Below are 12,887 nucleotides of genomic sequence, written 5' to 3' on the forward strand. Positions count from 1 at the left end.
GTGGGACCGGTGTCGGTCCGGGCTGGGGGTGTCCTATCGCAACCGGTGGTCTGCGGGGAAGGTTGGGAAGCGGAACTTATTGTTTCGCCAGTTCGACGATCCGCTTCACCAGGGCGCTGTCCGCATCGAGCAGCGGGCCCAGGACGGTGAAATGGTTCAGGCCCGGCAGGGCCTCGTAGCGGGTCTGGACGCCGTTGGCGCCCCAGTGGTCGGCCATCATCCGCGACTGGCGCAGGAACTCCGGGCTCTCCTCGCCGCCGACGACGCAGTCCAGCACGGTGCCGCCGGGGGTCGAGCCGTTGGGGATGGGCCAGAAGACCGGCGACAGGGCGGCGGCCTCGTTGAGGTTGAGGTCCAGCGCCGTGTTGATCGAGGTCCCGACCAGAGGCCGCAGGTCGAAGACGCCGGAGATGGCCAGGGCGGCCGAGGCGCGGCCCTCGGACAGCATGCCCGCCGACATATGGCCGCCCGCCGAATGGCCGAAGACGAGCGGGCGTTTGCCGGTCCGGGCGCGGATCAGGTCGACGGCCGCGCGGACCTGTTCGAGGATCTTCGACAGCCGCACGTTGGGAGCGAGGTCATAGGAGGGGACGGCGAGGCTGACGCCGTGCTGCAGCAGGGCCGGAGCGAGGCCGCTGAACCAGTCCTTGTCCAGCGCCTGCCAGTAGCCGCCGTGCAGGAAGACGGCGACCGGCGCGTCAGGGCCGGCGGAGAAGAGGTCCATGACCTCCCGCGGCCCCGGGCCATAGGCGATCGTCTCGGGCGGATGGTCAGCGCGCGCGGCCTCGGCCGTCGCCTTCCACCGCCCCATGGCCTCCATGTGGTCGGGGACGCGGGCGCGGTTGTTGTACTCCGCCTCCAGATCGATCTCGTCTGTCACGCAACCATCCGCTAGAGAACCCGAAACACCCGGGAGCCGCCGCCATGATGACCGCCATCTTCGTCTTCATCAAATGCGAGCTGGGGCACGCCAACGACGTCGCCGCCGACATCGTGGACAATGTCGAGAATGTCTCGGAGGTCTATTCGACCTCGGGCCAGTACGACCTGCTGGCCAAGTTCCAACTGCCGAAGGAAATGGACATCGGGACCTTCGTCACGAAATCCGTCCAGACCCGGCCGCACATCCGCGACACCTTCACGGTGATTACCTTCTCGCCATTCCTGCCCAGCGGGAAGTAGCGCGCGCGGGCGGGGGTTAACCCGCCGAACGCACCGCCGCAGACACGTCCGACACCACCCGTTTGACCAGGGCCTCGTCGTCGCCCTCGGCCATGACGCGGATCAGTTTTTCGGTGCCCGAGGGGCGGACCAGAAGGCGGCCCGTGCCGTTCAGGGCGCTTTCGGCCTCGGCGATGGCGGCCTTGACGCCGGCGCTCTCCAGCGGCTTGCCGGCGGTGAAGCGGACGTTTTCGAGCAGTTGCGGGACGGGGTCGAACTGGCGGGCCAGTTCGCTCATCGGCTTGCCGCTCTCGACCAGCACGGCCAGGACCTGAAGCGCCGCCATCAGGCCGTCGCCGGTGGTGGCGTGGTCGTGCAGGATGATGTGGCCCGACTGTTCGCCGCCGATGTTGAAGCCGCCCTCGCGCATCCGCTCCATGACATAGCGGTCGCCGACCTTGGTCCGCTCCAGCGTCAGGCCCTCGGCCTTCAGACGGCGTTCGAGACCGAGATTGGACATGACGGTGGCGACCACGCCGCCGCCGCTGAGGCGGCCGCGCCGCGCGAAGTCGAGGCCGACCAGGGCCATGATCTGGTCGCCGTCGACGACCTGGCCCTTCTCGTCGCAGATGATGACCCGGTCGGCGTCGCCGTCGAGCGCGATGCCGATGTCGGCGCGGTAGCGTTTGACCGCGTCGGCCAGGGTCTGGGGATGTGTCGAGCCGCAGTCGGCGTTGATATTGGTGCCGTTGGGCTCGACGCCCACGGGGAAGACCTCGGCGCCCAGTTCATAGAGGGTGGTGGGCGCGACCTTGTAACCGGCGCCGTTGGCGCAATCGATGGCGACGCGCAGGCCCTTGAGGCTGAGGCGTTTGGGGAAGGCGGACTTGGCGATCTCGATATAGCGGGCCGGCACCTCGTCGTGACGCTTGACCCGGCCAAGGCGGTTGGACGGGGCGAGGCCCGCGTCGAGGCTGGCGTCCATCAGGGCCTCGATCTTGAGCTCGATCTCGTCGGACAGCTTGTAGCCGTCGGGACCGAACAGCTTGATGCCGTTGTCGGCATAGTCGTTGTGGCTGGCCGAGATCATGACGCCGAGGTCGGCGCGCATCGAGCGGGTCATCATGGCCACGCCCGGCGTCGGCAGGGGGCCGAAGGTGCGCACGTCCATGCCGACCGAGGCGAAGCCGGCGACCAGGGCGGGCTCCAGCATATAGCCCGACAGCCGGGTGTCCTTGCCGATGACCACCAGATGGCGGCGGTCGTCGCCCGACATGAACAGGCGTCCGGCGGCCAGACCGACGCGCAGGGCGACCTCTGCGGTCATCGGCGAGACATTGGCCTTGCCGCGAATGCCGTCGGTGCCGAAATATTTCCTGTCGCCCATGACGGGTCTCCCTGCAGTCGCGCCCGCTTCTTATCCGGGTCCGGAAATCATCCGAAACGCCATTTTAGCAGCGTGGAGTCCTAATATCCCATAGAGGCGAGCTGGGTTCATTCCCCGTGGAGCGAATATCATGTGCGGCATCATCGGCATCGTCGGAACGCAACCCGTCGCGGACCGGCTGATCGACAGCCTCAAGCGGCTCGAGTACCGCGGCTATGACTCGGCCGGCGTCGCGGCCGTCGTGGACGGTAAGGTCGAGCGCCGCCGGGCCCAGGGCAAGATCAAGAACCTGGAGGCCGTGCTGGCTGAACAGCCCCTGGTCGCCCAGAATGGGATCGGCCATGTGCGCTGGGCGACCCACGGCGCACCGAACGTCAAGAACGCCCACCCCCACACCGCCGGCCGTGTGACCCTGGTCCACAACGGCATCATCGAGAATTTCGCCGAGCTGAAGGCTGAGCTTGCATCGGCTGGACGCACCTTCGAAAGCGATACCGATACCGAGGTGATCGCCCAGCTGATCGACGCCGAGCTGGCGACGGGTCTGGCGCCGCTGGACGCCTTCAAGGCGACGCTGGACCGGCTGACGGGCGCCTATGCCCTGGCCGTGCTGATCGAGGGCGCGGACGATCTGATCCTCGGCGCCCGCCGCGGCAGTCCGCTGGTGGTCGGCGAGGGGCAGGGCGAGATGTTCCTGGGCTCGGACGCCCTGGCCGTCGGCCCCTTCACCAACCGCGTCATCTATCTGGAAGAGGGCGACTACGTCGCCATCGACCACGACAGCGCCCGCATCTTCGACGCCTCGGGCGCGGCCGTCGCCCGGCCCGTGAAGGTCGTGCCGACCTCCGCCGTCATGATGGAGAAGGGCAACTACCGGCACTTCATGGAAAAGGAGATCCATGATCAGCCCGAGGGCTGCCAGCGCACCATCTCGGCCTATGTCGACGCCCTGACCTCGCGCGCCGCCATGCCCGGCGACCTCGACTTCAAGGCGCTGGAGCGGATCCAGATCGTCGCCTGCGGCACCTCCTATATCGCCGGCGTCATCGGCAAATATCTGATCGAACAGCTGGCCGACCTGCCGGTCGACGTCGAGATCGCGTCGGAGTTCCGCTATCGCCAGCCGGCTCTGCGCCCGAGCTCGCTGGTCATCGCCATGTCCCAGTCGGGCGAGACCGCCGACACCCTGGCCGCCCTGCGCTACTGCAAGGCCAGGGGGATGAAGAGCGCGGTCGTCGTGAACGCCCAGGAATCGACCATGGCCCGCGAGGTCGACGTGGTCTGGCCGATCCACTGTGGCCCCGAGATCGGCGTCGCCTCGACCAAGGCCTTCACCGCCCAGGTTTCGGTGATGATCGCCCTGGCCGTCGCCGCCGCCAAGTCGCGCGGCATGATCGACGCCGCCGAGGAAGAGCGGATGGTCAAGGTGATGCTGGAAGCGCCGCGCCTGATCGCCGAGGCCATCGGCCTGGAAGATGCGCTCAAGGAGATCGCCGTCGACATCGCCAAGGCCCGCGACGTCCTGTTCCTGGGTCGGGGTCCGATGTCGGCCCTGGCGCTGGAGGGGGCGCTGAAGCTGAAGGAAATCAGCTATATCCACGCCGAGGGCTATGCCGCGGGCGAGCTGAAGCACGGCCCGATCGCCCTGGTCGACGACAAGACGCCGATCATCATCCTGGCGCCCTACGACAGCTGGTTCGAGAAGTCGGCCTCGAACATGAGCGAGGTCATGGCGCGCGGTGGCCAGGTGGTCTTCATCACTGATCCGGAAGGGGCGAAACACGCACCCGCAGGCGCCCGCGTCGTGGTCACGGCCCCGGCCAGCGATCCGCTGGTCTCGGCCCTGGTGATGTCCGCCCCTATCCAGCTGCTGGCCTATCATGTGGCCGTGGTGAAGGGCGCCGACGTCGATCAGCCGAGAAACCTCGCCAAGTCCGTCACGGTCGAGTAACGACGCTTGACCGAACACGTCGGGGCGCAGGCCGGGTTCCACCGGCAACGCAAACCGGCCTATGATCGTTCGGCTGTCAGAAGAACTCCCCGGGCTGGATCTTGATGTCGTCTGCTACTCCTCGCGTGCGCAAGGCCGTGCTTCCTGTCGCCGGTCTGGGGACGCGGGTCCTGCCCGCCGCCAAGACCACGCCGAAGAATATGCTCAATGTCTTCGACCGGCCGATCCTGTCGCACATCGTCGAGGAAGCCCGCGCGGCGGGGATCGAGCATTTCATCTTCGTGGTCGGGCGCGGCCAGACGGCGGTCGAGGACTATTTCGACCACGCCTATGAGATCGAGGCCATCCTGAAGGCCAAGGGCAAGGATGACATCCTGCAGCTGGTCCAGGCCGACCTGCCCAAGCCCGGTGAGATGAGCTTCGTGCGCCAGATGGCCCCGTTGGGTCTCGGTCACGCCGTCTTCTGCGCCCGCGACCTGATCGGCGACGAGCCCTTCGCGGTCATCCTGCCCGACATGCTGATGATGGCCGACACGCCGGCGCTCGGTCAGGCCATCGCCGCCCATGAAAAGACCGGCGGCAACATCGTCGTGGTCGAGCCCGCCCCCGAGGGCGAGACCTATAAGTACGGCATCGTGGCTCTGGACGGTCAGGACGGCCGGCTGAACCGCATGACCGGCATGGTCGAGAAGCCCCCGCTGGGCACCGAGCCGTCGAACCTGTTCATCTCGGGCCGCTATGTCCTGACCCCCGACATCTTCCCCCTGCTGGCCGATCAGCAGACCGGCGCGGGCGGCGAGATCCAGCTGACCGACGCCATGGCCCGGCTGATGAAGGTCAGGGACTTCCACGCCCTGGAATACGAGGGAACGACCTATGACTGCGGCGACGCGGTCGGTCTGCTGCGCGCCAATGTCGCCTATGCGCTGAAGCACCAGACCCTCGGCGACGCGGCCCGCGCGGCGATCGCGGACCTGCTCTGACGCGGGCTCAGTCGTCGAAATAGCCTGAGGCGTCCACCAGCCTCCGGATCGCGGTCGTGTCGCTGAAATCGAGTTCGATCATCGCCTTCAACGCGGCGCTCTTGTCCATCGCCCGGTCGTACCAGCGCGAGACGATAGCGTAGCCGACGTAATAGCCGAGATCACGGGTTCCGAAGGCGTTGTCGGTGTTGTTGTAGAGCCAGCGGTCATAGTCATTGGCCATCATGTCCTGCCGGAAGGCCGCCTTCACGGCCGCGTCATTGGCCGGACCGTAGGCGACATAGGGCAGGTCGGGCAGACGGCCCGTGACCTGTTCGGCGACGAAATCGGCGACGCCTTCATAGACGGCCTGGGCCAGCAGGGTGTGCCGCTCGCCGCGCTCCTGAGTGTGTACGAACTCATGGACCGCAAGCAGGTCGAGGTTGTCCAGCGGCTTGCTGGCGAAATAGCCGGCGAAGAACCGCCGCAGCCGGTCCGGCATTTCGGAGGTGTCCACGCTGTCGTCGCCAGTGGCCATTTCCACTCCGATCAGCACCTTGTCCTCGAGGGTCGTGCCGCCCGAGCGCAGGGCGCCGATCTCGAAATAGACCCCGGCCGGGCGCAGGTCCGGATAGAGTTGGCGAAAGCGGGCCAGATGGCCTTCCAGCCGGGTCAGGGCGGGCGCCGCCAGAGCCGTACGAGGGCGGATCGTGTCCCAGTAGGCCGGGTAGTTTCGGATCGCGTCGAGGTAGGTGTCGACCGTATAGCCCTTGGCCTCCATGAAGGCATGCAGGCCGTCGGTGCCGGGCGCGACATAGAGGCTTTCGAACAGGGCCCGTTGTCGGACGACGTCCGGTTCGGCGCGCACCGCGTCATAGGCGGCCCAGAAGCGGGGCACGTCATCGCCGACGACCGCGATCGTGGCCGGGTCGAGCGCGCCGGCGTTCTGGGCCCGGGCCGAACCGGAGGCCGCGGCAATGCAGATCAGCAGCGACAGCAAAAGGGATCTGGCCATGAGGTCTCTCCACACTGGACTTTAAGGGGCGGCCACCGGCCTGCGAAAACGCGTATGCAACTAAAATTGCATGATGTACAAATGAATGAATTTTAAATTTCATAGGCAGCCCGATGACCGATGCCGCCCCGCCGCCTTCGCTGATCCTCGGCGTCATCGCCGCCCGCTTCGCCGACCTGAGCGCCGGGCACCGGAGCGTCGCAGAGTTCATCCTGTCGTCGCCGCACGAGGCGGCGCTAATGACGCTGAAGGACCTCGCCCGGGCGGCAGGTGTCTCGGAAGCGACCGCCAACCGGTTCAGCGGCCGTCTCGGCCTGTCCGGCCATCCCGAACTCAAACGGATGCTGCATGAGGAACTTCGCGACACCCTGCGGTCGATCGAGACATTCGGCGAGGTGATGGCCCAGGCGCGCGTTTCCGGCGACCCTTGGCGGATGTCGCTCGAGGACGACGCCGCCCGGCTGCGGGAGATCGCGCCCTTGGGCGGCTGGGGCCGATTCGCCATGGCTTCGTCGAAACTGGCGACGGCGCGGACGGTCTGGCTCGTGGGCTTCGGAAGCAGCGCGTTTCTGGCCCAGTATGCGGAATTCTGCCTTTCCGCCCTGAGGCCGGGTTGCCGCGTCCTCGTCGACAGCGGCGGCGGCGAAGGGGCGCAGCGCCGGCTGCTGGACGCCGGTCCGGAGGATGTGGCGCTGCAGATCGCCTTCGCCCGCTATTCCGGGGCCGGGCTGACGGTCGCCGCCGACCTGAACGCCCAGAAAGTCCCGATCATCGGCATTACCGACAGCCCGGACTCGCCGCTGGTTCCATTCAACGACATCAGTATCATCGTGCCGCGCAAGCCCGGCTTCGTCCTGACCGGAGCGGGCGCCGGCGCCATGGCGGCCATCGACGCCCTTCTCAGGGGAACGGCGGACGTCCTGGGCGACGACGCGGTGATGCGGCGGTCGGCGCGGCTGACATCCCTGTTGGGCCCATCGGTGATCACGCCGGCTTCCCGGGGGGAGGGGCAGGCGCAGTAGAAGCCGGGCCCGTCACATTCCGGCCCTTGCATCGCGGGGCGTGAGGCCGTTTAAGCGCGCCCAACACCCGTCCGCGCCGCTCCCAAGGTCTTCCGCCATGTCCAAAGCTTCCGACAAGCCCGTCAAGAAGGTCGTCCTCGCCTATTCCGGCGGTCTGGACACCTCGATCATCCTGAAGTGGCTGCAGACCGAATATAACGCCGAGGTCGTGACCTTCACCGCCGACCTGGGCCAGGGCGAAGAGCTGGGCCCGGCGCGCGAGAAGGCGCTGAAGATGGGCATCAAGCCCGAGAACATCTTCATCGACGACCTGCGCGAGGAGTTCGTGCGCGACTTCGTCTTCCCGATGTTCCGCGCCAACGCCGTCTATGAGGGCCAGTATCTGCTGGGCACCTCGATCGCCCGGCCGCTGATCGCCAAGCGCCAGATCGAGATCGCCCGTCAGGTCGGCGCCGACGCCGTCTGTCACGGCGCGACCGGCAAGGGCAACGACCAGGTCCGCTTCGAGATCGGCTATTACGCCCTGGAGCCCGACATCCGCGTCATCGCCCCCTGGCGCGAGTGGGAATACCGCAGCCGCGAAGCCCTGCTGGACTTCGCCGAAAAGAACCAGATCCCGATCGCCAAGGACAAGCGCGGCGAGGCCCCGTTCTCGGTCGACGCCAACCTTCTGCACTCCTCGTCCGAGGGCAAGGTGCTGGAAGACCCGGCGGTCGAGGCCCCCGAGTTCGTCCACCAGCGCACCATTTCGCCGGAAGACGCGCCCGACAAGCCGCACGTCTTCACCATGACCTTCGAGAAGGGCGACCCGGTCGCCATCGACGGCGTGGCCATGTCGCCGGCGACCCTGCTGACCGAGCTGAACCGTCTGGGCCACGATAACGGCGTCGGCCGTCTGGACCTGGTCGAGAACCGCTACGTCGGGATGAAGTCGCGCGGCGTCTATGAGACCCCGGGCGGCACCATCCTTCTGGCCGCCCACCGCGGTATGGAATCCATCACGCTGGACGGGGGCTCGATGCACCTGAAGGACCAGCTGATGCCCAAATACGCCGAGCTGATCTACAACGGCTTCTGGTTCGCCCCGGAGCGTGAGATGCTGCAGGCGGCCATCGACTATTCCCAGCAGAAGGTGTCGGGGACGGTGACGGTCAAGCTCTACAAGGGCAATGTCACGATCATCGGCCGCGAGAGCCCCTACAGCCTCTACGACCAGGACCTGGTGACCTTCGAAGAGGGCGTTCAGGCCTATGACCATAATGACGCCGCAGGCTTCATCAAGTTGAACGCCCTGCGTCTGCGGGTGCTGGCCAAGCGCAACGCGCGGGGCTGACGCCGACCCAAGTGCCTGCTCCTTTCATCTCCATTCGAGAGACATGCGATGCGTAAACTGACCCTGCTGGCGGCCGCTGCGGCCCTGGCTTTCTCGGCTCCAGCCTTTGCCCAGACCGCTCCGGCCCCGCAGGCCGCACCGGCCGAAGCGGCGCCGTCGCCGGAAGAGGCCGCCTTCGAGGCCAAGGCCGACGCCTTCGGCGCGCGCATGCAGGCTATGATGCAGGAAATGCAGGCCGCCGCGACCGCCGACGGCGCCGACGCCGCCAAGAAGAAGACCGATCTGGACGCCATTCAGGCCAAGTACCAGCCCGAGGTCGACGCCTTCGTCGACGCCGTCCAGGCTTTCGCCGACAAGGAAATCGCGGCCGCGCCGGCGGACAAGAAGGCCCAGATGCAGGCCGAGCTCGACCAGGGCCTGCCGCAGATGCGCAACCTGCCGGCCATGATGCGCGCCCAGTTCGAAGGCGCCGCTGCCGCCCCGGCCGCCGCCCCGGCTCCGGCTCCGGTCCAGTAAGGCCTCCGCGTGCGCCTCGTTCCGGCTCTGAGCATCGCCGTCGCCGTCGCCGTCGCCGTGTTCGCGGCGTCGGCGGCGACCGCCCAGGACGCCAGGCAGACTGACGACGGCCCTGTGCGGACCGCCCCGTCCGCGGCCGCACCCGCGACGACGCCGGTTCCGGACGAGGCGGCGGTCGAGGCCGCCGCCGCCGCCTTCGAGACCCGGATGGACGAGATGGCCAAGGAACTCGAGACGGCGAAGATCGTCTCGGGCGCCGACCCCGCCGCCCTGAAGACCGCCACCAACGCCATCGTCGCCAGATACCAGCCCGGCGCCGACGCCTTCGCCGAGATGGTCGCCGCCCTGATCGCCAGCCGCCCCGTCGCCCCTGAAGACGGTGTCCGGGCGCGCGAGGCGGTCCAGCAGATCCGCGACATGCCCGGGCTGATCCGCGACCACCATCTGGCGGCGCCGTCCGTCGCGCCCGCGACGACCCCTCCGGCGCCTTAACGCGAAGTAACTTGCGGTAGCGGGGTTCGGGGAGGATTTTGCCCCCACACCCCGCTCGGGCCCCCGCCTGGGTCCCCGCAAGGAAGCCGCGCCATGATCAAGATCCTGAGCCTCGCCGCCGCCCTGGCCGTCCTGCCCCTGACGCAGGCGGTCGCCGACGAGCGCAAGACCCCGTCCGAAGCCGCCATCGAAGAGGCCGCCAACGCCTTCGAGGCCCGGATGGAAGCCTTCGGCGCGCGCGCCGAGGCTATCAATGACGACAAGTCCCTGACCGACGCCCAGCGCGAAATGAAGATCGCCACCCTGTGGTCGGAGTACCAGCCCGAGGTCGCCGTCTTCACCGCCGTGGTCAGCCAGCACGCGGGCCAGATCGCCTCGGAAGCCCTGGCCAATATCGACGTCGACGCCCTGGTCCATGAGGCCCTGGACACTCCCGAGGTTCAGGCCGCCCTGACCGGTGCGGCGGGCATGGCCCGCAACGGCGCCTGGGCCCAGAACGATCCGGAGCAGATGGTCACCTACGGGCTGATGGCCCAGTACGGCGTCGACCAGGCCATGGACGCGATCGCCGACGCCGGTGACGACGACAAGGCCGAGGCCGCAGAGGCCGCCCGGGATGCGGAGGCGGACGCAGAAGCCGCCGCCGCTGACGCGAATGCCCATCACACGCCGCATTCGCACCGCTGAGCCCGCCCACTCTCCCCAGAACTGGAACGGGATCAGTCCTCCGGGTCGCCAAGAGGTTCCCCCACCTCGACCCGGGGTAAGGGCCGGCCGAAAGGCCGGCCCTTTTCGTTGGGAAGCTTGACCTGAGGACCCTGCGTGGCCGAAAGCCCGCGGATGACCAGCCTTCCTGTCGATCCGCATCTGTACGGCGCCTTTCTGGGCGTCATGGCGGTGATGGCGATCACGCCCGGCCCGGCCAACGTCTTCCAGGTCGCCGTCGGGGTGGAGCGGGGCAGGGCGGCGGCCCTGCAGAGCGTGGTCGGAATGAATGCGGCGACCCTGGTCTGGTTCGGGGCGGCGGCCCTGGGCCTCGGCGCTCTGGTGGCGGCCTTTCCGCAGGTGTTCAAACTGGTCGCCATCGGCGGCGCCCTCTACGTCGCCTGGCTGGGGATCAAGGCCCTGCGCGGCGCCTTCGCCAATGAAGGCCAGCCGAAAGCCATCGTCACGGTGCGCGACCGCAGCGCCATCGTGAACGGCTTCATGGTCCAGATCGCCAACCCCAAGGCCATCCTCTTCTTCACCGCCGTCCTGCCCCCATTCCTGGATGTGAACCGGCCGATCGTTCCGCAACTGTTGTTGTTCGCGATGGCCACCATCAGCATGGACGTGCTGGCCATGAGCGCTTACGGTCTAGGTGGAGCCGCACTGGCCCGCCGCCTGTCGGAGCCCCGGTTTCGGCGCGGGTTCGGGATTTTCGTCGGCGTCCTGCTTTTGCTTGCCGCGGTTCTGATTGTTTCACGATTGTAATGGGTTACCGGTCCGGAACGGATACGGTTATCACCCGTTGAGCAGAAAAGGCGGCCGCGCGGCCGTCATGGGAGTTCAGTGATGAAGACGCGTTTCCTCAAACCGGTTCTGCTGGCCGCGGCCGCCAGCCTGGCGCTCGCCGCCTGCGCCACATCGACGCCCTACCAGCCCGTCGGCACCGCCGGCGCGCGTGGCGGCTATGCCGAGCAGCGGCTGGAGAACGATCGCTTCCGGGTCAGCTTCGCGGGCAACTCCGTGACCTCGCGCGAACAGGTCGAGATGGGGCTGCTGCTGCGCTCGGCCGAACTGACCAGGCAGAACGGCTTCGACTGGTTCGCCACGGTCAACCGCGCCACCGACCGCGACACCCGCTATTCGACGCTCGGCGCCGGTCCCTACAGTGATCCGTTCTACGGCAGCCGCTACGGCGGCTACTGGGGCCCGTCCTGGCGCTTCTACGGCAACGGCGGCTGGAGCCCCTGGGGCAGCCCGTGGGGCCGTGGCTGGGGTCCGGGCTTCAATGACTGGGACGTCCGCCAGATCGACCGCTACGAAGCCTCCTCGGAGATCGTCATGGGCCGCGGCGCCAAGCCCGCCGGCGATCCCAACGCCTTCGACGCCGGCGAGGTCATCGCCAACCTCGGGCCGCGCGTGACGCGGGCGGGGTCTTAAGGGTCAGATCCTCCCCCGACGGGGGAGGTGGCGCGGCGCTCTTCGCGCCGTGACGGAGGGGGCTGAAGCCAGGCGCTGCGTTCGCGGTTGGCCCCCTCCACCGCCCGCCAAGCGGCGGGCGGTCCCCCTCCCCCGATGGGGGAGGATTACCCGATCCTCGGCGACTTCAGCCGGCGCTTGTTGGAGTGGCTGGCGGGGGCGGTTCCGAGGTCCTCGGGCAGTTCGCCCTTGAAGTAGAAGCGCTGCCAGGCCTCCTTGGCCGCGTCGGGATCGCCCGAGGCCAGGCGGGTGTTGAAGTCGGTGCGCTGGCGGTTCCAGGCCTCGAACTGGCCGTGCATGACAGGGTTGGATTCCAGCGTCCGGATCACCGGCTGGAAGGCCTCGACCTTCTTGTGCTCGAGCAGGGTGATGAAGCAGAAGGGCTCGCCCTTCTCGAACTTGACCCGGCCGGGCCGCGTGAAGATCCAGTTCATCGTGAAGGGGAAGGGCAGCCAGTCGGTCTCGATCAGTCCGACGAGCGGCTGGATGCCGTCCTTCACATGGTTGGGGCTGCCCGAGCACTGCATGCCCCAGCCCGGCGGCGTGCGGAACAGATACTGGGGGTGCATGGTCAGGACCCCGCGCGAGAAGTGCGAGGTCACGAAATGGCTCAGCGTCGGCTGGGGCCGGTCGGGCGTGATCGTGATGTCCGACTGCTGAGGCCCGCCATTCCATTCGGCCGTGAAGCCGAAGGGGCAGAGGATCTCCCACCCCGTCGTATTGGCCATGTTCAGCGGCAGGCAGCGATAGGGATGCCGCGAGATGAAGGCGTCCATCCAGTTGCGGGATTGACGGCCGGGCACGAGGTCCGGCGGCGTCGCCGTCATCGGATAGCATTCCAGTTCCAAGGCCGGGCTCCGTTCT

The 12,887-nt window shown here is 67.7% G+C and carries 14 protein-coding genes; 10 read left to right on the forward strand and 4 right to left on the reverse strand.

Annotated elements, in window-relative coordinates; translation table 11 throughout:
• Positions 1 to 76 precede the first annotated feature (76 nt).
• On the reverse strand, positions 77 to 880 hold the full coding sequence (locus ACW172_RS10325; RefSeq protein WP_492031446.1) for an alpha/beta hydrolase: 804 nt from the start codon (positions 878 to 880) through the stop codon (positions 77 to 79).
• A 44-nt stretch (positions 881 to 924) separates the two neighbouring features.
• Between ACW172_RS10325 and ACW172_RS10330 the strand changes: the two genes are divergently transcribed.
• Positions 925 to 1,182, forward strand: a complete 258-nt coding sequence (locus tag ACW172_RS10330; RefSeq protein WP_207870513.1) for an Lrp/AsnC family transcriptional regulator — start codon at positions 925 to 927, stop codon at positions 1,180 to 1,182.
• A gap of 16 nt (positions 1,183 to 1,198) precedes the next feature.
• On the opposite strand, the gene glmM is transcribed toward ACW172_RS10330, so the two are convergent.
• Positions 1,199 to 2,548: a phosphoglucosamine mutase gene (gene glmM, locus ACW172_RS10335; RefSeq protein WP_492031447.1), complete on the reverse strand. Its 1,350-nt coding sequence runs from the start codon at positions 2,546 to 2,548 to the stop codon at positions 1,199 to 1,201.
• Positions 2,549 to 2,678: 130 nt separating this feature from the next.
• Here glmM and glmS point away from each other — a divergent pair, with 130 nt between their 5' ends.
• Complete coding sequence (glmS, locus tag ACW172_RS10340) at positions 2,679 to 4,499, forward strand: glutamine--fructose-6-phosphate transaminase (isomerizing) (RefSeq protein WP_492031448.1); 1,821 nt, start codon at positions 2,679 to 2,681, stop codon at positions 4,497 to 4,499.
• A 104-nt stretch (positions 4,500 to 4,603) separates the two neighbouring features.
• Entirely contained in the window at positions 4,604 to 5,482 is an 879-nt protein-coding gene (locus ACW172_RS10345) for a UTP--glucose-1-phosphate uridylyltransferase (protein ID WP_492031449.1), read from the forward strand.
• A gap of 7 nt (positions 5,483 to 5,489) precedes the next feature.
• Here ACW172_RS10345 and ACW172_RS10350 read toward each other — a convergent pair whose 3' ends face one another.
• Positions 5,490 to 6,476: a DUF2268 domain-containing putative Zn-dependent protease gene (locus ACW172_RS10350; RefSeq protein WP_492031450.1), complete on the reverse strand. Its 987-nt coding sequence runs from the start codon at positions 6,474 to 6,476 to the stop codon at positions 5,490 to 5,492.
• Positions 6,477 to 6,589: 113 nt separating this feature from the next.
• Between ACW172_RS10350 and ACW172_RS10355 the strand changes: the two genes are divergently transcribed.
• From ACW172_RS10355 to ACW172_RS10385, 7 genes are all read left to right on the forward strand, one after another.
• Positions 6,590 to 7,498 (forward strand): MurR/RpiR family transcriptional regulator, encoded by a 909-nt coding sequence (locus ACW172_RS10355; RefSeq protein ID WP_492031451.1) that lies wholly within the window; start codon positions 6,590 to 6,592, stop codon positions 7,496 to 7,498.
• Between the two features lie 97 nt (positions 7,499 to 7,595).
• Positions 7,596 to 8,831 carry an argininosuccinate synthase gene (locus ACW172_RS10360; RefSeq protein WP_492031452.1) on the forward strand — a complete coding sequence of 412 codons (1,236 nt, stop codon included), beginning with the start codon at positions 7,596 to 7,598 and terminating at the stop codon, positions 8,829 to 8,831.
• A gap of 48 nt (positions 8,832 to 8,879) precedes the next feature.
• Positions 8,880 to 9,347 carry a translation initiation factor IF-2 gene (locus ACW172_RS10365; RefSeq protein WP_492031453.1) on the forward strand — a complete coding sequence of 156 codons (468 nt, stop codon included), beginning with the start codon at positions 8,880 to 8,882 and terminating at the stop codon, positions 9,345 to 9,347.
• A 9-nt stretch (positions 9,348 to 9,356) separates the two neighbouring features.
• On the forward strand, positions 9,357 to 9,839 hold the full coding sequence (locus ACW172_RS10370) for a hypothetical protein (protein WP_492031454.1): 483 nt from the start codon (positions 9,357 to 9,359) through the stop codon (positions 9,837 to 9,839).
• Between the two features lie 93 nt (positions 9,840 to 9,932).
• Positions 9,933 to 10,526 (forward strand): hypothetical protein, encoded by a 594-nt coding sequence (locus ACW172_RS10375; RefSeq protein ID WP_492031455.1) that lies wholly within the window; start codon positions 9,933 to 9,935, stop codon positions 10,524 to 10,526.
• Between the two features lie 153 nt (positions 10,527 to 10,679).
• Positions 10,680 to 11,312, forward strand: a complete 633-nt coding sequence (locus ACW172_RS10380) for a LysE family translocator (protein WP_492031456.1) — start codon at positions 10,680 to 10,682, stop codon at positions 11,310 to 11,312.
• An 81-nt stretch (positions 11,313 to 11,393) separates the two neighbouring features.
• A complete protein-coding gene (locus ACW172_RS10385) occupies positions 11,394 to 11,984 on the forward strand; it encodes a CC0125/CC1285 family lipoprotein (protein ID WP_492031457.1) in 591 nt (196 codons plus the stop codon).
• 146 nt (positions 11,985 to 12,130) lie between these two features.
• On the opposite strand, the gene ACW172_RS10390 is transcribed toward ACW172_RS10385, so the two are convergent.
• Entirely contained in the window at positions 12,131 to 12,871 is a 741-nt protein-coding gene (locus ACW172_RS10390; RefSeq protein ID WP_492031458.1) for a DUF6065 family protein, read from the reverse strand.
• Positions 12,872 to 12,887: the final 16 nt, after the last annotated feature.

Source organism: Brevundimonas sp. ALps5 (assembly GCF_058681645.1).